This is a genomic window from Rhizobacter sp. LjRoot28, assembly GCF_964253025.1.
Taxonomy (GTDB): Bacteria; Pseudomonadota; Gammaproteobacteria; order Burkholderiales; family Burkholderiaceae_C; genus Rhizobacter.
The window spans coordinates 2,508,627-2,528,777 of sequence record NZ_CAXUQC020000001.1 but is presented as its reverse complement, the minus strand read 5'-3'; the positions used below and the strand labels follow the sequence as shown (position 1 = coordinate 2,528,777).

Annotated in this window: 20 protein-coding genes and 1 tRNA gene; 12 read left to right on the top strand and 9 right to left on the bottom strand. The window is 67.1% G+C overall.

The genetic code is table 11. The annotated features are described in order from the left end of the window. Nucleotides 1-3: 3 nt before the first annotated feature. Nucleotides 4-1,071: a cell division protein FtsZ gene (locus ACSQ2F_RS11535; RefSeq protein WP_436022858.1), complete on the top strand. Its 1,068-nt coding sequence runs from the start codon at nucleotides 4-6 to the stop codon at nucleotides 1,069-1,071. A gap of 17 nt (nucleotides 1,072-1,088) precedes the next feature. Here the strand turns inward: ACSQ2F_RS11535 and ACSQ2F_RS11530 are convergent, their stop codons facing one another. The 3 genes from ACSQ2F_RS11530 to ACSQ2F_RS11520 form a co-directional block, all read right to left on the bottom strand. Then, nucleotides 1,089-1,223, bottom strand: coding sequence for a hypothetical protein (locus ACSQ2F_RS11530; protein WP_436022856.1), 135 nt, complete (start codon nucleotides 1,221-1,223; stop codon nucleotides 1,089-1,091). A gap of 10 nt (nucleotides 1,224-1,233) precedes the next feature. Next, nucleotides 1,234-1,437: a hypothetical protein gene (locus tag ACSQ2F_RS11525; RefSeq protein ID WP_436022854.1), complete on the bottom strand. Its 204-nt coding sequence runs from the start codon at nucleotides 1,435-1,437 to the stop codon at nucleotides 1,234-1,236. A gap of 134 nt (nucleotides 1,438-1,571) precedes the next feature. Further along, nucleotides 1,572-1,769: a hypothetical protein gene (locus ACSQ2F_RS11520; RefSeq protein ID WP_436022852.1), complete on the bottom strand. Its 198-nt coding sequence runs from the start codon at nucleotides 1,767-1,769 to the stop codon at nucleotides 1,572-1,574. Between the two features lie 183 nt (nucleotides 1,770-1,952). Between ACSQ2F_RS11520 and ACSQ2F_RS11515 the strand changes: the two genes are divergently transcribed. The 4 genes from ACSQ2F_RS11515 to ACSQ2F_RS11500 all read left to right on the top strand — a co-directional run bounded on the left by ACSQ2F_RS11515 (nucleotide 1,953) and on the right by ACSQ2F_RS11500 (nucleotide 5,096). After that, the gene (locus ACSQ2F_RS11515; RefSeq protein ID WP_436022850.1) at nucleotides 1,953-2,237 is read left to right on the top strand and encodes a hypothetical protein; all 285 of its coding nucleotides are present in this window, start codon (nucleotides 1,953-1,955) and stop codon (nucleotides 2,235-2,237) included. Between the two features lie 132 nt (nucleotides 2,238-2,369). After that, complete coding sequence (locus ACSQ2F_RS11510) at nucleotides 2,370-2,555, top strand: hypothetical protein (protein WP_436022848.1); 186 nt, start codon at nucleotides 2,370-2,372, stop codon at nucleotides 2,553-2,555. Nucleotides 2,556-2,711: 156 nt separating this feature from the next. Further along, on the top strand, nucleotides 2,712-3,650 hold the full coding sequence (locus ACSQ2F_RS11505) for a hypothetical protein (protein ID WP_436022847.1): 939 nt from the start codon (nucleotides 2,712-2,714) through the stop codon (nucleotides 3,648-3,650). A 99-nt stretch (nucleotides 3,651-3,749) separates the two neighbouring features. Continuing rightward, a complete protein-coding gene (locus ACSQ2F_RS11500) occupies nucleotides 3,750-5,096 on the top strand; it encodes a phytase (protein WP_436022845.1) in 1,347 nt (448 codons plus the stop codon). Nucleotides 5,097-5,122: 26 nt separating this feature from the next. Here the strand turns inward: ACSQ2F_RS11500 and ACSQ2F_RS11495 are convergent, their stop codons facing one another. The 5 genes from ACSQ2F_RS11495 to ACSQ2F_RS11475 all read right to left on the bottom strand — a co-directional run bounded on the left by ACSQ2F_RS11495 (nucleotide 5,123) and on the right by ACSQ2F_RS11475 (nucleotide 8,314). Further along, nucleotides 5,123-6,157 carry an SDR family oxidoreductase gene (locus tag ACSQ2F_RS11495; protein ID WP_436022843.1) on the bottom strand — a complete coding sequence of 345 codons (1,035 nt, stop codon included), beginning with the start codon at nucleotides 6,155-6,157 and terminating at the stop codon, nucleotides 5,123-5,125. Nucleotides 6,158-6,461: 304 nt separating this feature from the next. Further along, a tRNA-Ser gene (locus tag ACSQ2F_RS11490) sits at nucleotides 6,462-6,551 on the bottom strand. 13 nt (nucleotides 6,552-6,564) lie between these two features. Then, nucleotides 6,565-6,933, bottom strand: a complete 369-nt coding sequence (locus ACSQ2F_RS11485) for a DUF2237 family protein (RefSeq protein ID WP_436022841.1) — start codon at nucleotides 6,931-6,933, stop codon at nucleotides 6,565-6,567. 2 nt (nucleotides 6,934-6,935) lie between these two features. Further along, nucleotides 6,936-7,847, bottom strand: coding sequence for an SPFH domain-containing protein (locus tag ACSQ2F_RS11480; RefSeq protein ID WP_436022839.1), 912 nt, complete (start codon nucleotides 7,845-7,847; stop codon nucleotides 6,936-6,938). Between the two features lie 29 nt (nucleotides 7,848-7,876). Beyond that, the gene (locus tag ACSQ2F_RS11475) at nucleotides 7,877-8,314 is read right to left on the bottom strand and encodes an NfeD family protein (protein WP_436022837.1); all 438 of its coding nucleotides are present in this window, start codon (nucleotides 8,312-8,314) and stop codon (nucleotides 7,877-7,879) included. Nucleotides 8,315-8,446: 132 nt separating this feature from the next. Between ACSQ2F_RS11475 and ACSQ2F_RS11470 the strand changes: the two genes are divergently transcribed. Further along, a complete protein-coding gene (locus tag ACSQ2F_RS11470; protein ID WP_436022835.1) occupies nucleotides 8,447-10,711 on the top strand; it encodes an Orn/Lys/Arg decarboxylase N-terminal domain-containing protein in 2,265 nt (754 codons plus the stop codon). Nucleotides 10,712-10,835: 124 nt separating this feature from the next. Here the strand turns inward: ACSQ2F_RS11470 and fabI are convergent, their stop codons facing one another. After that, the gene (gene fabI, locus ACSQ2F_RS11465) at nucleotides 10,836-11,621 is read right to left on the bottom strand and encodes an enoyl-ACP reductase FabI (protein WP_436022833.1); all 786 of its coding nucleotides are present in this window, start codon (nucleotides 11,619-11,621) and stop codon (nucleotides 10,836-10,838) included. Between the two features lie 285 nt (nucleotides 11,622-11,906). Here fabI and rimP point away from each other — a divergent pair, with 285 nt between their 5' ends. The 6 genes from rimP (at nucleotide 11,907) to typA (ending at nucleotide 20,128) form a co-directional block, all read left to right on the top strand. Beyond that, the gene (rimP, locus tag ACSQ2F_RS11460; RefSeq protein WP_436022831.1) at nucleotides 11,907-12,452 is read left to right on the top strand and encodes a ribosome maturation factor RimP; all 546 of its coding nucleotides are present in this window, start codon (nucleotides 11,907-11,909) and stop codon (nucleotides 12,450-12,452) included. Continuing rightward, nucleotides 12,449-13,927, top strand: a complete 1,479-nt coding sequence (gene nusA / locus ACSQ2F_RS11455) for a transcription termination factor NusA (RefSeq protein WP_436022829.1) — start codon at nucleotides 12,449-12,451, stop codon at nucleotides 13,925-13,927. The genes rimP and nusA overlap by 4 nt, the downstream gene beginning before the upstream one ends. 69 nt (nucleotides 13,928-13,996) lie before the next feature. Continuing rightward, on the top strand, nucleotides 13,997-16,855 hold the full coding sequence (infB, locus tag ACSQ2F_RS11450; protein ID WP_436022827.1) for a translation initiation factor IF-2: 2,859 nt from the start codon (nucleotides 13,997-13,999) through the stop codon (nucleotides 16,853-16,855). An 84-nt stretch (nucleotides 16,856-16,939) separates the two neighbouring features. Then, a complete protein-coding gene (gene rbfA / locus ACSQ2F_RS11445; RefSeq protein WP_436022825.1) occupies nucleotides 16,940-17,305 on the top strand; it encodes a 30S ribosome-binding factor RbfA in 366 nt (121 codons plus the stop codon). A gap of 10 nt (nucleotides 17,306-17,315) precedes the next feature. Then, nucleotides 17,316-18,305, top strand: a complete 990-nt coding sequence (gene truB / locus ACSQ2F_RS11440; protein WP_436022823.1) for a tRNA pseudouridine(55) synthase TruB — start codon at nucleotides 17,316-17,318, stop codon at nucleotides 18,303-18,305. Then, nucleotides 18,302-20,128, top strand: coding sequence for a translational GTPase TypA (gene typA / locus ACSQ2F_RS11435; protein ID WP_436022821.1), 1,827 nt, complete (start codon nucleotides 18,302-18,304; stop codon nucleotides 20,126-20,128). Before truB ends, typA begins: the two co-directional genes overlap by 4 nt. Nucleotides 20,129-20,151 lie beyond the last annotated feature (23 nt).

Genomic DNA, 20,151 nt, shown 5'->3' with positions numbered 1-20,151 from the left:
TTCATGGACAACCTGACCATTGCGCTCGCCTGTGTGGGCGGCATCGTTCTCGCGGGGGTCGTGGCCCATGGCGCGTGGCAGGCGCGTCGCGCCGGCCCGTTGCGGCCGATGCAACCACCGGCACCTCCGTTGGAGCCTCGGGAGCCGGTGCTGGCCGATGTTCCGTTGGGCGACAACCCGGCCGAGCCCTCGGGCGCACTGGTCGGCGACGAGCCGACCCCCGAGACACTGCTGATCGCCCGCAAGCCCAGCGTGCGCATCGATGCCTTGATCGACGCCATCGCCCTGCTCACCATCGAGTCGCCGATCAGCGGGGACATGGTCCTGTCTCACCTGCCACCGTCACGCCGGGCAGGCACCAAGCCCTTCCTGATCGAGGGCTTGAACACCGAGACGGGCCAGTGGGAAATGCCGCTGCCGGGCCGCCGCTATGGCGAGTTCCAGGCGGGCGTGCAACTGGCCAACCGCACCGGGGCATTGAACGAGATCGAGTACTCGGAATTCGTGCAGAAGATCCAGGGTTTCGCCGAACTGATCGGCGCGCTGGTCGACTTTCCCGACATGCTCGACGCCGTCGCCCGCGGACGCGAACTCGACGCCTTTGCCAGCCAGCATGACGCGCAACTGGCCATCCACCTCCACGCGCGCATGACCGCTTGGAGCGTGGGCTACATCCATCAGCATGCGGCGCGCCACGGCTTCGTGCCCGGCATGGTGCCGGGGCGCCTGGTGCTTCCCTCGGTGGATGACGGTGCGCCCCCCGTGCTCGTGCTGAGCTTCGACGCGCAGGCCGCGCTTGCCGACGACCCGAACCAGGCCGCCGTGCGCGACGTGACGTTGAGCTTTGACGTGCCGCAGACCGAAGCCGCAGCCGAGCCGTTCTCGGCCTGGCAGGCGAGTGCGCAAGCCTTGTCCCTGGGCATGGACGCTGCCATCGTCGACGACAACGGCCAGCCGCTGAGCCCGCAGGGCTTCGCCGCGATCGGCGCCGAGCTCGGCCGTCTCTACGAGGCGCTCGAGGCGCGCGATCTCGCCGCCGGCGCGCCGGTGACGCGCCGGTTGTTCAGCTGATCGCCCTCGGCCGGCACTCAGGTGGGCGCCGGCAGCTCCGGTTCGCCCTCGTCGGGTGACGCCGGCGGCGGCTGTGCCCCCTGGTCGGGTTCGACCGGGAGTTCGCCGGGCTCCGGCTTGCCGGGTGGCATGGGCTCGTGGCGCCGGCTCATCACCTCGACCTCAGATGATGCGGCTTGCGGCTTCGTGCAGGGCGGCCGAGATGGCGCGCTCCTGCGTGTCGGACAGCCCGCCCTCGTTGGAGAGCGACTCCTCGTCCATTTGCACCTGCCAGTCCCAGCCGTCAGGCAGGTGGCGGGTGCGCACGATGATCTGCCGGCCATCCATGGGGAGGGCTGATTCGTGCCACTGCGTCCGGTCGTTCATGCTGTTCTCCGAGAACCGATGTGGAGGGCAGCGTGCTGCCCCATGAGGCGGAGTCTCGGCGCAGAGCCTTGCGGACGGGGTAGGGTGCCTGCGCGGACTGCTGTCGGGAATATCCGACAGCAGCCCGGCCGGCTTCAGCTGGCGGTGACGGTCCGACGACGGCGGCGGAGCTCGGCGCGTCCGGCGTCGGTCAGCGTCAGCACGCCGTCGACTTCCTTCAGGTAGCCGCAGGCACAGTAGGCCTGCACCAGGTCCTCGCTGATCGAGTTGCCGTGGCGTTCGAAAAGGAACTGCATGGCCTGATCGAAAGCGGGCAGGTAAGTCGCGTCCATGTGTTTCCTCCGGTGTATCGGTGTGACCATATTTTGCGAACGTGTGCGTCCGCCCGGAACACGCGTTTGGGGGGAGACGGGTTGTTCACAACACCCCCGTTCGTGGGGGATGGCTGGTGCGGCCGTCCCGCTCCGGCTGCAGAATGAGCCGCTGCCGGCGTGCCGGCGCCTCAGGAGATCGCCATGGCATCGAAGAACCTTCCCGCGGTCGCGCTCGCTGCAGCGGGTGGCGCACTCGCCTCGCTCGGGGCCGCGCTGGCACTCGGTTTCGGCATCGGCGGCGCGACTGCGGTGGCGCAGCCCGCGGGCACGCCGGCCCTGACCCTGCTCACGCCCCCGGCCTGCACGTGCTCCGAGGCCGTCAGTGCGGCAGGGGGCCTTCTCCAGAATTGCTCCTGCGGCGCGCTGCAGTGCGTCGTCGCGGGAAACAAGTCGGCCGTGGCTCCGGCGCTCACCTGCGTGAAGTAAAGTGAAGTGACGTGACGCGGCGCTGCGGCGCTTGCAGGCGTTTGCTGACGTGCAGGTGCGGCGTGTCGGCGATTGCGGTGCGTGCGCAGAGGTATAGGCTGGAATCTCCATCCCACGCAGGAGCTGAACGCCATGTCGAACTCATCGAACAACCGGCATCCGGAGCATCCGGAGCACAACAAGCCCAGCAAGGAAGCCACGCAGAAGAACGAGGCGAAGCGCACACCGGAGAGCCGGCACGACCGCGAAGCGCATGTCGGCAGTGCCAACCAGACCAAGGCGCGCATGGGCGGCGGGTCGCCCAACCAGGGGCACTGACGCCTGGCAGCAGGCAACGGCGTTGCGCGCACCCCCTGCTTGCGGGGGCGCGCAACGCCGATCGGTCTCGGTTGCGTCCGGTCACCGTGCGCGTGCCTGTTCCGACTACCTTCTTCTCCTGCGGCGCAGTTCGCCGCGATCACGAAGGAGTCGGAGATGATGCAGTTCCACGATGCGGCCAAGACGAACCGGTCTTCAGGCAAGGTCGCCCGGCCCCGCCTGCTGGCTGCCGCGACATGGGCCGGCACCGTGCTGGTCCTCAGCGCCTGCGGCGGTGGTGGAGGCGGAGACGCCGCACCGGCCGCGTCAGCGCAGGTGCCCGTGACGCTCGGCACGGCTGGCCCGGGCGATGCACAGAACCACCTGCCCCTGGCCGTGGGTCACAGCTGGCAATTCGAGGGCACGATCACCGAGGGCGCCAACAGCAGCCCGACGAGCACCACGGTGACCATCCCGTCGACCCGCGATGTCGGCGGCGCGACGGCGCTCGTGCTGCGGGAGAGTGTCGTGGCGGGTGGCCAGACGACGGTCATCGAGGAGGCGCTGGTCAAGGATGCGAATGGCGTGGCGGTGCTTGCCGCGGCCGATGACGTGCTCAGCAAGGCCCTCGTGCCCTACTGGGAACTGCGCTTTCCGCTGACGGCCGGTGCCCCGTTCGTTCAGCTCGACAAGACCGGCCTTGATTTCGGCGAAGACCTGGACGGCGACGGCCGCAATGAACTGGTTTCTCTGTACTCGTCGGTGCAAGTAGTCGGCGTCGAGTCCGTCACGGTGCCGTTCGGCACCTTTCCGACCGCCGTTCATGTCCGGCGGGTCCTTGAACTGACGGTACGGCGGTCGAGCGATGGCCTGGCATTCGATGCCACCGAGACCGGCGATGCGTGGTTTGCGCCCTCGGTCGGCTGGGTCCAGCGCAAGAGCGAATTGGTCGGCATGGGTGAGAAGCTGTCCTCCCTCGAGCGCCTGACGGCTTACACCCCGGGCTCACTCGGCAGTGCCGGTGCGAGCCAGGGCGCCACGTCGACGACCGGTTCGACCCTTGCGACTGAGCCGGCCTGGCGCCGCGTGCTTCGGGCAAGCGCCAGCGCACGCTGAGACCCCGCGACGCAGCGGCCTTCATTCGCCCGTCACGAGCAGGTCACACCCGCCCTGGACACTGCCGGGCTTTGCCCACCACCGGGCGGGAGACAACGAATGACATCGGTTCAACTGGGACGTTGGGTACTGGGTGCGGCCTGCCTGCTCGCCTTGCACGCGTGTGGGGGAGGGGGCGACGACGGTCCGTCCACCACCGTCACCGCGCTCGAGCCGGTCCTTGAGACGCCCAACGAGACCGGCCTGGCCGACATGGATGACCCGGCCGTCTGGTTGCACCCGGACGACCGTGCCAAGTCGCTCGTCATCGCCGCAGCCAAGCGTGGCGGCCTGCGCGTCTTCGACCTGCAGGCGCGGCAGGTGCAGCGAGTCGACATCTCGTTCGATGGCGAGGGTGAACCGGCCAACCGCTTCAACAACGTCGACGTGCAGTACGGCTTCAACCTGAACGGCGCTCGGGTCGACCTGGTCGTCGCGACCGACCGCCTCCAGGACAGCCTGCGCATCTGGAAGGTCGACGCCTCGCGGACCACCTCGCCGCTGGTGGACATCACCGATCCCGCCATCGGCCGCACCTTCCCCACGCGACCGGATCCGGCGAACCGTACCGGCGCCACCGTGCCGAACCCCAACGACGGCGACAACACCGCTTATGGCCTCGCACTCTGGCGCGACCGCGCCAACGACAAGCTCTTCGCCGTCGTGGCCCAGAACAACGAGTCCGTCGTCTCCATGTTCGAACTCGTGGCGCGCGCTGACGGCAGCGTCGGCATGCAGCCGGTGACGACCTGGCAGTTCCCGTACGTCTGGCGTGGCCAGGACCTCACCGAGGAAAACGACGACGACCCGACCAAGGACTTCAGCCCCCAGTTCGAAGGCATGGTGGTGGACCAGCAGCGGGGCATGCTCTACGCCGGACAGGAGGACGTCGGCATCTGGCGCATCGACCTGAAGACGCGGGTGGCCGAAGCTGCGCCCTTCGTCGAGTCCACCGCCTTCAAGCCCGACAGCCCGGTCGCCCGCGACGTCGAAGGCCTCACGCTGTACTACGCCGCGGACGGCAAGGGCTACCTGCTGGCGTCGAGCCAGGGCCAGGCTCATGGCGAGGCGCCCACCTTGGCCACGCCGGGGCGTGATGATACCTTCGCGGTCTTCAGCCGCGATGGCGGCAATGCGTACCTCGGCAGCTTCTCGGTGCCGAAGAACGCGGCGCTCGGCATCGATGCCGTGCAGGAGTGCGACGGCGCCGACGTGACCAACGTGGCGCTGCCCGGGTTCCCCGGCGGCCTCCTGATCACGCAGGACGGCTACAACGACGACCTGAACGACCTGGACGGCGAAGAGGCGGCCACCAACCTCAAGTTCACCCCATGGGCTGGCGTCGCCGCCCACTTCCCGGGGGGCCCGCTGTTGGTGGACACCACCTTCGACCCGCGCAACCCCTGAGGTGACGAGGCAAGGGGCCCTGCCCTTCAGGGCCCCGAACGGCCGCCGGTGCTGCTGAAGACCTCGCCGGAGGCGTAGCTGCTTTCGGTGGAGGCCAGGGTCACGAAGAGCGGAGCGATCTCCGCCGGCTGACCCGGCCGGCCGTACGGCGTGTCGGCCCCGAACGTGGGCAGGTCTTCGGGCAACTGGCCGCCGCTCGGCTGCAGGGGCGTCCAGAACGGCCCCGGGGCGACCGCGTTCACCCGGATGCCTTTCTCGGCCAGCTGCTTGGCGAGCGACTTGGTGAAGGCCACGATGCCGGCCTTGGTGGTCGAGTAGTCGAGCAGCTCGGCCGGGGGCTGGTAGGCCACCACCGACGCCGTGTTGATGATGGCCGCGCCGGCCGGCAGATGGGGCAGGGCGGCCTTGGTGATCCAGAACATGGCGTAGAGGTTGGTCTTCAGCGTGGCGTCGAACTGCTCGGTCGTGATGTCCGCAATGGACTTCTGCGCGCGCTGGCGTGCGGCGTTGTTGACGAGGATGTCGAGGCCACCCAGCCCGCTCACCGCACGCTGGACGAACTGCATGCAGAACCCCTCGTCGCGGATGTCGCCCGGCAGGGCCACCGCGCGGCGGCCTTCGGCGCGGATCAGCCGCAGCACTTCTCTGGCATCCTCTTCCTCGGCCGGCAAGTAGCCGATCGCCACGTCCGCACCCTCGCGCGCATAGGCGATCGCCGCGGCCCGGCCGATGCCGGAGTCGCCGCCGGTGATCAAGGCCTTGCGGCCGGCCAGCCGGCCGGAGCCGACATAGCTGCGTTCGCCATGGTCCGGAACCGGTGTCATGCGCGAAGCGAGCCCGGGCCAGGGTTGCTGCTGCACCGGGAACGGGGGCTTGGGGTACAGGTTGCGCGGGTCGGCCAGCGGCGGCCGCGGCCGACCGCCCCCGTGGCGCGCCGCGCCCATCTCCGTCTGGGCCTGTGCGCTGCCGACCCAGGCTGGCGCCGTGGCCAGGCCGGCGCCCAGCAGGCCGATGGCGTTGCGGCGGGTGGCCGAGGGCGATCGATCGTCTTTGGAATCCATGAACGAACCTCCGTGGTTGGGAAAACGTGGAGTTCGCTGCCGGCAATCTGCATTCCGAGAACGGGCGGCCACCGGCCCTCGAACGCATCAGCGGGAGTGGATTCGCCGGCCACGGAAGCGGCGGCTGCCGTGCGCGCGGGCGCGGTGAGCCGGTGGTTCGTCGCGGCCGGTCAATGGCGCGCGTAGTGGCGGGCGGAATGGCGGGCAGAGACCGAGCGGCGAGCGCGGCGCCCAACGAAAAAAGCCCCGGGCACGGGGTGCACGGGGCTTGTTCGCGCATCGGCCGGAAGGCCGATGAAATCAGTGGCGGAGAGAGCGGGATTCGAACCCGCGGTGGGGATTAACCCACACACGCTTTCCAGGCGTGCGACTTAAACCGCTCATCCATCTCTCCGGAGCCCGCGAGTTTAGCCTACCTTTTGCACCGCGTGGGCCTGCAACTGGGCGAGCGTGACAAATTCAAGGGCGCGCTCGTGCGTGCTCTGCAGGACGACGGGCGGGGCGACGCCGGCATCGAGTGCTTCCTTCCAGCGCAGCACGCACAGGCACCAGCGGTCGCCCGGCTGCAGGCCGCGGAACCGGTACTCCGGCTGCGGCGTGCTGAGGTCGTTGCCCTGGCGTGCGGAGAAGGCGAGGAAATCCGCCGTCACCTTGGCGCAGATCACGTGCGTGCCGACATCGTCGCTGCGGGTGTGGCAGCAGCCGTCCCGGAAGAACCCGGTCAGCGGATCGTAGGAGCAGGCGATGAGTTCGCCGCCGAGCACGTTGAGCGCCATGGTCAGTTCGGCGTGCGCTGCTTCATGATGGTCATCGCCGAGCCGATCAGCGTGGCGACCTCGGTCATGTTGCCGGGCACGATCATGGTGTTGTTCGTCTTGGCGAGGTGGGCATAGGCGTCCACGGCCTTTTCTGCCACCTTCAGGTTGACGGCCTCCATGCCACCCGGCTGGCGGATCGCCTCGGCGATCTTGCGGATGGCATCGGCCGTGGCGTCCGCCACGGTGGTGATGGCCGCCGCCTCGCCCTGGGCGCTGTTGATCTCGGCCTGGCGCTGGCCTTCCGAACGGGCGATGAACGCTTCCCGCTCACCGGTCGCGATGTTGATCTGCTCCTGCTTGCGGCCCTCGGAGGCCGCGATCAGGGCACGCTTCTCGCGCTCGGCGGTGATCTGGGCCTGCATGGCCCGGAGGATCTCGTTGGGCGGGGTCAGGTCCTTGATCTCGTAGCGCAGCACCTTCACGCCCCAGTTGGCGGCGGCCTCGTCAAGCGCGTTGACCACGTGTGCGTTGATCTGGTCGCGCTCCTCGAAGGTCTTGTCGAGCTCCATCTTGCCGATCACCGAGCGGAGCAGCGTCTGCGCCAGCTGGGTGATGGCGAACACGTAGTTGCTCGAGCCGTAGCTGGCGCGCATCGGGTCGGTCACCTGGAAATAGATGATGCCGTCGACCTGCAGCTGGGTGTTGTCCTTGGTGATGCAGACCTGGCTGGGCACGTCGAGCGGCACTTCCTTCAGCGAGTGCTTGTAGGCCACCCGCTCGATGAAGGGCACCACGAACTTGAGGCCTGGCGTGAGGGTGCGGTCGAACTTGCCGAGGCGCTCCACCACCCAGGCGTTCTGCTGGGGCACGATCTTGAACGTGCGGAAGATGAAGATGCCGGCGATGACGGCAAGGATGAGTGCGATTTCCATGAGGAGTCCTGGGTGATACAGCGGTAGATTCAGTGAGGGAGGGGGGCGAGCACGAGCCAGTTGCCTTCGACCGCCACCACGAGGTGCTGGCCGGCGGCCTCGGGTGCGCCAGGCTGGATGCGCGCGCGCCATTGGCTGCCGCGGTAGGCGACGCGCGCGGTGTGGTCGCCCAGCCAGGCGTCGACCTGTACCCGCTCGCCGATGTCGAGGTTCACGTCGCGGTTTTGAGCCACCGGCGCCGAGCGCGGTTGCTTGCGCCGCTGAAGGTGCCACAGGGCGGTCGCGCCGCTGCCGACGATGGCTGCCGTGGCGATCTGCCAGGGCAGCGACAGGCCGAGGTGCGCCGCGATGGCCGCCCCCGCCAGGCCCAGGGCGAACATGAGCAGGTAGAAGGTGCCCGTGGCCAGTTCGGCCGCCACCACGGCGCCGGCAGCCACCCACCAGAATGTCGCGATCGAAAGGTCCATCCCCGCTCCTCGTGTTGTAGTTCGTCGTCAATGCCCGCGTGGGGCGCGGGCAGTGTAAGCGGCTCGCCCACAGCGTCATGCACTCGCTCTACACTTCGCGCTTTCGCCCGTTTCCGCCCCCTTGGAGCAGCCATGTCGCGCTTTCGTTTCCCCATTGTCATCATCGACGAAGACTTCCGTTCGGAGAACACCTCCGGATTGGGGATCCGTGCGCTGGCCGACGCGATCGAGAAGGAGGGGTTCGAGGTTCTCGGCGCCACCAGTTACGGCGACCTGGCCCAGTTCGCCCAGCAGCAGAGCCGTGCCAGCGCGTTCATCCTGTCCATCGACGACAACGAGTTCGCCGGTGGTCCTGACATCGACCCCGCCGTGCTGAACCTGCGCAAGTTCATCCAGGAAATCCGCTTCAAGAACGCGGAAATCCCGATCTACCTGTACGGCGAGACCCGCACCTCGCAGCACCTGCCGAACGACGTGCTGCGCGAGCTGCACGGCTTCATCCACATGTTCGAGGACACGCCGGAGTTCGTGGCGCGCCACATCATCCGCGAGGCCAAGAGCTACCTCGACGGCCTGGCGCCCCCGTTCTTCCGCGCACTGGTCGACTACGCCCATGACGGCTCCTACTCCTGGCACTGCCCCGGGCACTCCGGCGGCGTGGCCTTCCTGAAGAGCCCGGTCGGCCGCATGTTCCACCAGTTCTTCGGCGAAAACATGCTGCGCGCCGACGTCTGCAACAGCGTGGACGAACTCGGCCAGCTGCTCGACCACACGGGCCCCATCGCCCAAAGCGAGCGCAATGCCGCCCGCATCTTCAATGCGGACCATTGCTTCTTCGTCACCAACGGCACGAGCACCAGCAACAAGATGGTGTGGCACCACGCGGTGGCGCCGGGCGACGTGGTGGTGGTCGACCGCAACTGCCACAAGTCCATCCTCCACGCGATCATCATGACGGGCGCGGTGCCGGTGTTCCTGCGCCCGACGCGCAACCACTACGGCATCATCGGCCCCATTCCAGAGTCGGAGTTCACCCCCGAGGCGATCCGCAAGAAGATCGCCGCCAACCCGCTGCTCTCGGGCGTGGACGCCCAGACCGTCAAGCCCCGCATCCTGACGCTCACGCAGAGCACCTACGACGGCGTGCTGTACAACACCGAGACGATCAAGCACGGGCTCGACGGCTACATCGACACCCTGCATTTCGACGAAGCGTGGCTGCCGCACGCCGCCTTCCACCACTTCTACGGCACCTACCACGCCATGGGGCGCGACCGCGCCCGCCCCAAGGACCAGCTGGTGTTCGCCACCCAGTCCACGCACAAGCTGCTTGCCGGCCTGAGCCAGGCCTCGCAGGTGCTGGTGCAGGATTCCCAGACCCGCAAGCTGGACCGCCACCTCTTCAACGAGGCCTACCTGATGCACAGCTCCACGAGCCCGCAGTACGCGATCATCGCGTCCTGCGACGTGGCGGCGGCCATGATGGAGGCCCCGGGCGGCATGGCGCTCGTCGAGGAGAGCCTTTCCGAGGCGCTCGACTTCCGGCGCGCCATGCGCAAGGTCGAGCAGGAGTACGACAAGGACTGGTGGTTCAAGGTCTGGGGCCCGGACAAGATCGCCGAGGAAGGTGTTGGCAAACCGAAGGACTGGATGCTCAAGGCGGGCGCCAAATGGCACGGCTTCGGCGACCTGGCCGACGGCTTCAACATGCTCGACCCGATCAAGAGCACGATCATCACCCCGGGGCTCGACATGTCGGGCAAGTTTGCCAAGACCGGCATTCCGGCGGCCATCGTCACCAAGTTCCTGGCCGAGCACGGCGTCGTCGTGGAGAAGACGGGGCTGTACTCGTTCTTCATCATGTTCACCATCGGCATCACCAAGGGCCGCTGGAACACGCTGCTCACCGCGCTGCAGCAGTTCAAGGACGACCACGACCGCAATGCCCCGCTGTGGCGCGTGCTGCCGGAGTTCGTCGCCACCCACCCGCGCTACGAGCGCATGGGCCTGGCCGACCTGAGCCAGGCGATCCACGAGGCCTACGCCCGCAATGACATCGCCCGCCTCACGACCGAGATGTACCTGTCGGACCTGCAGCCGGCGATGAAGCCGAGCGATGCCTTCGCCCGGATTGCCCACCGCCAGACCGAGCGGGTGGCCATCGATGACCTGGAAGGCCGCATCACCGCGTCCCTCGTGACGCCGTATCCCCCGGGCATCCCGCTGCTGATCCCGGGTGAGCGCTTCAACCGGAAGATCGTCGACTACCTGCGCTTCGCCCGCGAGTTCAACGCCCAGTTCCCCGGGTTCGACACCGACGTGCACGGCCTGGTGGAAGAAGACGGCGACGCCGAGACCCACAGCTACTACGTGGATTGCGTGCGCGACGACGCCTGATCGGGCCCGGCCTGGCGTACCAAACGACAAGGGGCCGCGATGCGGCCCCTTGTCGTTTCCGGCGATCACGGCTCCAAAGCCGCGGTGCCCGGCCGACCGCGCGGTCGGCCTGGGTCGCGCGGGATCACTCCCCGTTCATGCCCGACAGCGCCGTCTGGCTGAAGCCGCCATCCACGTAGGTGATCTCGGAGGTAATGCCGGACGCCAGGTCGGACATCAGGAAGGCCGCGGCGTTGCCGACGTCGTCGATCGACACGTTGCGGCCGAGCGGGCAATTGGACGCCATCTCGAGCATCTTGCCGAAGTTCTTGATGCCGGAGGCGGCCAGCGTCTTGATCGCGCCGGCGGAAATGCCGTTCACCCGGATGCCCTTCGGGCCGAGGTTGGCGGCCAGGTAGCGCACGCTGGCTTCGAGCGAGGCCTTGGCCAGGCCCATGGTGTTGTAGCTGGGCATGCTGCGCAGGGCGCCCAGGTAGGTGAGCGTCAGCAGCGCGGCGCCCGGCCGCAGGTGGGGCAGGGCGGCCTTGGCGAGGGCCGGGAAGCTGTAGCTCGAGATGTCGTGCGCGATGCGGAACGACTCCCGGTTCAGCCCGTCGAGGAATTCGCCGGAGATCGCCTCGCGCGGCGCGAACCCGATGGCATGCACGAAGCCATCGAACTCGGGCCATGTCTGGGCCAGGTCGGCGAACATCTGGTCGATCTGGGCATCGTTGGCGACGTCGCAGTCGAACACCAGCTTGGAATCGAACTCGGCCGCGAATTCGGAAACGCGGTCGCGGAAACGCTCGCCCACATAGCTGAAGGCGAGCTCGGCGCCCTCGCGGCGGCAGGCCTTGGCAATGCCGTAGGCGATCGATCGATTGGAAAGCACGCCGGTGATCAGGAAGCGTTTGCCGGCCAGAAAGCCCATGGTGACTCCGTCTAGGTGAAAGAGCGCAGGATTTTGGCACACGCCACGCGCGCCCGGCCGACCTCCGCATGAGCGCCGGTCCGATGGGGCCCCCTCGCTCTTGACAGCTCCGGGCCTTGCCGGTAACACCGGCCCGCGCTACAATTCGTTTTTCTCAAGAAAACTGCATGGGCGGATTCTTTCCAGCCCTTTTTTTTTGCTTGATCGACTTTGCGGTGAGGCCCACATCCGGGCAGCGACGGCACGGCCTGACCAAGCGCTTCAGGTATCAGGACCGACGACTGGATGAATTGGCAAGCTGCTGTTGAAAGCACCGTGACCGGACTGGGTTACGACCTTGTGGACTGCGAGCGCAGCCCCAAGGGGCTGCTGCGCGTGTACATCGACCGCGTCGCCAACGATCCCGCGGGCGAGTACATCGTTGTCGAGGACTGCGAGCGCGTGACGCGCCAGCTCCAGCACGTGCTCGAGGTCGAGGGCATTCCCTACGAACGCCTCGAGGTGTCCTCCCCCGGTCTCGACCGTCCGCTCAACAAGGCGGCCGACTACACGCGGTTTGCAGGTCAGGAAATCGAACTGACCTTGAAAGTCCCGTTCCAGGGCAGAAAAAAATACAAGGGCCTCCTCGAGGCCCTGGGCGAGGGCTGGCGTCTGGTGTTCACCGCCGGCAAGGTCGAGCAGGCGCTCGACTTCTCGCTTGACGAGGTGAAGGAGGCCCGCCTGGTGCCGGTCGTGGATTTCAAGGGTCGCCGGTTCCAGCCGGCCCCCGCGGATGCCGCGCCGGATGCACAGGCGCAGGCTGATGAAACTGACGGAGATCGTAAGCAATGAACCGCGAACTGTTGATGCTGGTAGACGCCATCTCACGCGAGAAGAGCGTGGATCGCGAAGTGGTGTTCGGCGCCGTGGAGGCCGCCCTGGCCTCGGCCAGCAAGAAGCTGCATGGCGGCGAGGTTGACATCCGCGTGACCGTCGACCGGGAGAGCGGCGAGTACGAAACATTCCGTCGCTGGCACGTCGTTCCGGATGAAGCGGGCCTGCAACTGCCGGATTCGGAAATCCTGCACTTCGAGGCACTCGAGCAGATCAGCGACATCGAGGTGGGCGACTACATCGAGGAGCCGGTGGAGTCCGTCACCATCGGCCGCATCGGTGCGCAAGCGGCGAAGCAGGTCATCCTGCAGAAGATCCGTGATGCCGAGCGCGAGCAGCTGCTGACCGATTTCCTGTCGCGCGGCGACAAGATCTTCGTCGGCACCGTCAAGCGCCTCGACAAGGGCGATGTCATCGTCGAGTCCGGCCGCATCGAAGGGCGCCTGAAGCGCAGCGAGATGATCCCGAAGGAAAACCTTCGTTCGGGTGACCGGGTGCGTGCGTTCATCGCCGAGGTCGATCCCACGCTGCGTGGCCCGCAGATCCTGCTGTCGCGCAGCGCGCCCGGCTTCATGATCGAGCTGTTCGCCCAGGAAGTTCCCGAGATCGAGCAGGGCCTGCTCGAGATCAAGTCCTGCGCCCGTGACCCGGGTTCGCGCGCCAAGATCGCCGTCATCTCCCACGACAAGCGTGTCGACCCGATCGGCACCTGCGTGGGCGTGCGGGGTTCGCGTGTCAACGCGGTGACGAACGAGCTCGCCGGCGAGCGCGTGGACATCGTGCTGTGGTCCGAGGACCCGGCCCAGTTCGTGATCGGCGCGCTGGCGCCGGCCAACGTGCAGTCGATCGTCGTCGATGAAGAACGGCATGCCATGGACGTGGTCGTGGACGAGGAGAACCTCGCCATCGCCATCGGCCGGGGTGGTCAGAACGTGCGCCTCGCTTCCGAAATGACCGGCTGGCGCATCAACATCATGACGGCCGAGGAATCGCAGGCCAAGCAGAGCGAAGAGTCCGACAGCCTGCGCAAGCTCTTCGTCGAGAAGCTCGACGTCGACGTGGAAGTCGCCGACATCCTCATCGCCGAAGGGTTTGGCAGCCTGGAAGAAGTCGCCTATGTCCCGATGCAGGAAATGCTCGAGATCGAGGGCTTCGACGAGGACACCGTCAACGAACTGCGCACCCGCGCCAAAGACGCCCTGCTGACGATGGAAATCGTTCGCGAGGAGAAAATGGAAGACGTGTCGCAGAATCTGCGCGACCTCGATGGCCTGTCCACCGAGCTGATCGCCAAGCTGGCTGACGGTGGCATCCACACCCGCGACGATCTCGCCGATCTCGCCGTGGACGAACTCACCGAGATGACCGGCGTCGACGAGACCCAGGCCAAGGCGCTGATCATGAAGGCGCGTGAGCACTGGTTCACTACCTGACTTCCAACGACCGGGTTCCAGAATTCCGTACCGAAGCCGCACTGCACGTACCAAGCAAGGATATAAACAATGGCTGTGACCACCGTCGCCCAGTTCGCCGCCGAGCTCAACCGCTCAGCCGCGGCACTGCTCGAGCAGCTTCAATCGGCCGGAGTCGCGAAGGCGTCCACCGATGACGCGCTGACCGAGTCCGACAAGGAGCGGCTGCTCGATTTCCTGCGTTCATCGCACGGCACCGCTGCCGGCGACCGCAAGAAGATCACGCTGACCCGCAAGTCGACCAGCGAGATCAAGCAGGCCGATGCCAGCGGCAAGGCTCGCACCATCCAGGTCGAGGTGCGGAAGAAGCGCACGTTCATCAAGCGCGATGAAAGCGCACCTGCGGAGGAACCCGCGGCACCGGTCGTCGATGACACCGAACTGCGCCGCCGCGAAGACGAGGCCCGTGCCCAGGCGGAGCAGTTGCGCCGCCAGGAAGAGGAACTCGCCGAGAAGCGTCGCCAGCGCGAGGAGCAGGAGCGCCTCGAACGCGAAGCCGCCGAGCAGCGTGCCCGTGAAGCGGCCGAGGCTGCCGCGGCTGCTGCTGCCAAGGCGGCCCTCGAAGCCGCTGCCGCCGCCGCCCAGCAAGGCAAGAAGGCTGCCGCCGAACCCGAGACGCCCGCTGCTGCACCCGCAGCCGCTGCCGCACCGGCTGCCCCGGCCGAGCCGCCCAAGCCGGCGTTGCGCGTGATCAAGGCCGCCGACGTCGTCGACGAAGAGAAGCAGCGCGCTGCCGACCTCGCCAAGCGCCGCAAGGCCGCCGAAGACGAAGCCGCCGCCATCCGCGCCATGATGAACGCGCCCAAGCGCGTGCTGCAGGCCAAGAAGGAAGAGCCGCCGAAGGTCGATCCGAACAAGGAAGGCATCAAGGGCACGATCCACAAGCCTGCCGGCACGCCGGCGGCTCCTGGCACGACCGCGGCCGCCCCTGGCGCCGCCAAGCCGGGCGACAAGAAGTCGGTCAAGTCCGAGAAGCTGTCGTCCAGCTGGGCCGATGACGCCGCCAAGAAGCGCGGCCTCAAGACCATCAACAGCGGCGGTGGCAACCGTCCGGGCTGGCGCGCGCCGCGCGGCGGCCGCCGTGGCGATCGTGGCGACTCCGGTTCCAACTTCGTGGCGCCGGTCGAGGCGCAGGTGCAGGAAGTGCACGTGCCCGAGACCATCAGCGTGGCCGACCTGGCCCACAAGATGTCCGTGAAGGCCTCCGAAGTCATCAAGACGATGATGAAGCTCGGCCAGATGGTCACCATCAACCAGCAGCTGGACCAGGAAACCGCGATGATCGTCGTGGAAGAAATGGGCCACAAGGCGTTCCCCGCCAAGCTGGACGATCCCGACGCGTTCCTGGAAGAGCAGGACACCGACGCCAACCACGAGGTGCTGCCCCGCGCCCCGGTGGTCACCGTCATGGGTCACGTCGACCACGGCAAGACCTCGCTGCTCGACTACATCCGAAAGAGCCGCGTGGCTTCCGGCGAGGCCGGCGGCATCACGCAGCACATCGGTGCGTACCACGTGGACACCCCGCGCGGCATGATCACCTTCCTCGACACCCCGGGTCACGCGGCCTTCACGGCCATGCGTGCTCGCGGTGCGAAGGCCACCGACATCGTCATCCTGGTGGTGGCCGCCGACGACGGCGTCATGCCGCAGACGAAGGAAGCCATCTCCCACGCGAAGGCGGCCGGCGTGCCGATCGTCGTCGCGATGAACAAGATGGACAAGCCCGAGGCTAACGCCGAGCGCTTGAAGAGCGAACTCGTGGCCGAGGAAGTCGTGCCGGAAGAGTTCGGCGGCGAGTCGCCGTTCGTTTCCGTGTCGGCCAAGACCGGCATGGGCATCGACGACCTGCTCGAGCAGGTGCTGCTGCAGGCCGAAGTGCTCGAACTGAAGGCGCCGGTGGAATCGCTCGCCAAGGGCCTGATCGTCGAAGCCCAGCTCGACAAGGGCCGCGGCCCGGTCGCGACGGTGCTGATCCAGTCGGGCACGCTCAAGCGCGGCGATGTCGTGCTGGCCGGCTCCACCTATGGCCGCGTGCGCGCCATGCTGGATGAGAACGGCAAGTCGATCACCGAGGCAGGTCCTTCCATTCCGGTGGAGATTCAGGGTCTGACCGAAGTGCCGCAGGCGGGTGACGAGTTCATGGTGCTCAGCGACGAACGCCGGGCGCGCGAGATCGCCACCTTCCGTTCGGGCAAGTACCGCGACGTGAAGCTGGCCAAGCGCCAGGCCGCCAACCTCGAGAACCTGATGGACCAGATGGGCCAGGGCGACGTGCAGACGCTGCCGCTGATCATCAAGGCCGACGTGCAGGGCTCGCAGGAAGCGCTGTCCCAGTCGCTGCTCAAGCTCAGCACCGAGGAAGTCAAGGTGCAGGTGGTGCACGGCGCGGTGGGTGGCATCAGCGAGTCCGACGTCAACCTGGCGATCGCCTCCAAGGCCGTCATCATCGGCTTCAACACGCGGGCCGATGCCGGCGCGCGCAAGCTGGCCGAGCACAACGGTGTCGACATTCGCTACTACAACATCATCTACGACGCCGTGGACGATGTGAAGGCGGCGATGACCGGCATGCTGGCCCCCGAGCAGCGCGAGGAAGTCATCGGCACGGCCGAGATCCGCACGGTGTTCGTGGCTTCCAAGATCGGTACCGTGGCCGGCTCGATGGTCACGTCGGGTCTGGTCCGCCGCAACGCACGCTTCCGCCTGCTGCGCGACAACGTGGTGGTCTACACCGGCGAAGTCGAATCGGTGCGCCGCTTGAAGGACGACGTGCGCGAGGTCAAGGAAGGCTTCGAGTGCGGCATCAAGCTGAAGAACTACAACGACATCTCCGAAGGTGATCAGCTGGAGTTCTTCGAAGTCAAGGAAGTGGCCCGGACGCTGTAACGGCAACGCGGGACCTCTCCCTTGCCCCGCCTTCCAAAAGAGGGCGGGGTTTGTGTTTCAGGGGCAGTCCGCGAGGAGCATCACATGCGACATAAACGATCCATTCCCAACCGCGGCTTCCGCGTGGCCGACCAGATCCAGCGTGACCTGGCCGACCTCATCCGCGACCTGAAGGACCCCCGCGTCGGCATGGTCACCATCCAGGCCGTGGAGGTGACGCCCGACTACGCCCATGCCAAGGTGTTCTTCTCCCTGCTCGTCGGTGACGTCGAGCAGACCGAGGAAGCGCTGAACGAGGCGGCCGGCTTCCTGCGCAACGGCCTTTTCAAGCGCCTGCAGATCCACACGGTGCCCACGCTGCATTTCCACTTCGACCGCACGACCGAACGGGCGGCTGAGCTGAGCTCGCTCATCGCCCAGGCGAATGCCACGCGAGCCAAGGACGACTGAGCCAGTGAGCATGGTCAACGCGTCGCTTCAGAACAACCGACCCCGCGTGCCGCGCCGCGCGGTGCACGGTGTGTTGTTGCTCGACAAGCCGCTGGGCTTGTCGAGCAACGACGCATTGCAGAAGGCCAAGCGCCTGTTCCGCGCCGAGAAGGCGGGCCACACCGGCACGCTGGATCCGCTCGCCACCGGCTTGCTGCCGCTGTGCTTCGGCGCGGCCACCAAGTTCTCGCAGATCAGCCTGGACGCCGACAAGCGCTACCTGGCGACGCTCCGCCTGGGTGCCACCACGACCACCGGCGATGCCGAGGGCGAGGTGCTGCAGGTTCGCCCCGTGGCCGTGACCGACGCGGCACTCGCCGCGGCCTGTGCGGGCCTCACGGGCGAGATCGACCAGGTGCCGCCGATGTACTCGGCCTTGAAGCGCGACGGCCGTGCGCTGTACGAATACGCCCGCCAGGGCATCGAGGTCGAGCGCGCTGCGCGCCGCGTGACGATTCACGCCATCGACATCGTCTCCCGGCAGGATGAGCTCGTCACGCTCGACGTGCGTTGCAGCAAGGGCACGTACATTCGCACGCTGGCCGAAGACCTGGGCGAGTCGCTCGGATGTGGTGCCCACCTGGCGGCGCTGCGGCGTACCGGCAGCGGCCCGCTCGGCCTCGACGGAGCGGTGACATTGGCGCAGCTCGCCGAGCTCGACGAGGCCGGCCGCGACCGGCTCCTGATGGATGCCGATGCGCTGCTGGCCGATGCGCCCGTCGTGCGCCTCGACAGCGAGGAGGCCGGCCGCTTCCTCACCGGGCTGCGCCGCCGCGTGCCGCTCGACGATGCGCCCCAGGTGCGCGTCTACGGCCCCGAACCCAAGGCCTTCCTGGGCAGCGCCCGGGTCACGGCCGGAGAACTGATTTCGACGAGGCTCTTGAGCCCGACGGAGGTGAAAGGCCTCCTGGTGATCGAAGAGCCCGAGAAGCAGGAACATTCAGAGAGAACGTCAGCATGACTACCAGACAGATCCGCAACATTGCCATCATTGCCCACGTCGACCATGGCAAGACCACCATGGTCGACCAGCTCCTTCGCCAGTCGGGCACCTTCGCCGAACACGAGAAGGTCGTCGACACGGTGATGGACAACAACGCCATCGAACGTGAGCGCGGCATCACCATCCTGGCCAAGAACTGCGCGGTCAGCTGGGAAGGCACGCACATCAACATCGTCGACACCCCGGGACACGCGGACTTCGGTGGCGAAGTCGAGCGTGCGCTGTCGATGGTCGACGGCGTGGTGCTGCTGATCGACGCCCAGGAAGGCCCGATGCCGCAGACGCGCTTCGTGACCAAGAAGGCCCTGGCCCTCGGTCTCAAGCCGATCGTCGTGGTGAACAAGGTGGACAAGCCGGGTGCCAAGCCCGACGCCGTCATCAACGCCGCATTCGACCTGTTCGACAAGCTCGGCGCGAACGACGAGCAGCTCGACTTCCCCGTGGTGTATGCCTCCGGCATCAACGGCTGGACCTCGCTCACCGAAGGTGCGCCGGGCGAACAATGGGGTCCCGACATGTCGGCCCTGTTCAACACCATCCTCCGCCATGTGCCGCCGAACGCCGGCGACCCGAGCGCTCCGCTGCAGCTGCAGATTTCCGCGCTCGACTACTCGTCGTTCGTGGGCCGCATCGGCGTGGGCCGCATCAGCCAGGGAACGATCAAGCCGTCGATGGACGTGATGGTCATGGAAGGCCCCGATGGCAAGGCCGTGCGTGGCCGCGTCAACCAGGTGCTGACGTTCCAGGGCCTGGACCGCGTGCAGACCGCTGAAGCCGGCCCCGGCGACATCGTGCTGATCAACGGCATCGAGGACATCGGCATCGGCGTGACCGTCACCAGCGTGACCAACCCGTCGCCCCTGCCGATGCTCAAGGTCGACGAGCCCACGCTGACGATGAACTTCTGCGTGAACACCAGCCCGCTGGCCGGCCGCGAAGGCAAGTTCGTCACCAGCCGCCAGATCTGGGACCGCCTGCAGAAGGAACTGCAGAGCAACGTGGCGCTGCGCGTCAAGGAAACCGACGAAGACGGCATCTTCGAGGTGATGGGCCGGGGTGAACTGCACCTGACCATCCTGCTCGAGAACATGCGCCGTGAAGGCTACGAACTCGCCGTGAGCAAGCCGCGCGTGGTCTTCCACAACGTCGACGGCGTGCGCCACGAGCCGATCGAGCTCGTGACGGCCGACATCGAAGAGGGCCACCAGGGCGGCGTGATGCAGGCCCTGGGCGAGCGCAAGGGCGAACTCGTCAACATGGAGCCGGACGGCCAGGGGCGCGTGCGCCTGGAGTACCGCATCCCGGCCCGGGGCCTGATCGGCTTCTCGAACGAGTTCATGAACCTGACGCGTGGTTCCGGCCTCATCAGCAACATCTTCGACGGCTACGAGCCGCACAAGGGCGACATCGGCGGCCGCAAGAACGGCGTGCTGATCTCGATGGACGACGGTGAGATCTTCACCTACGCCCTGGGCAAGCTCGATGACCGCGGCCGCATGTTCGTCAAGGCGAACGACCCGGTGTACGAGGGCATGATCGTCGGCATCCACAACCGGGACAATGACCTGGTCGTGAACGCCACGCGCACGAAGCAGCTGACGAACTTCCGCGTGTCCGGCAAGGAAGACGCGATCAAGATCACGCCGCCGATCGACCTCACGCTCGAATACGGCGTCGACTTCATCGACGACGACGAACTGGTCGAGATCACGCCGAAGTCCATCCGCGTGCGCAAGCGTTACCTCAAGGAGCACGAGCGCAAGCGCGCTTCGCGCGACTGAGCGTCACCCCGGGGGGCCGGCCA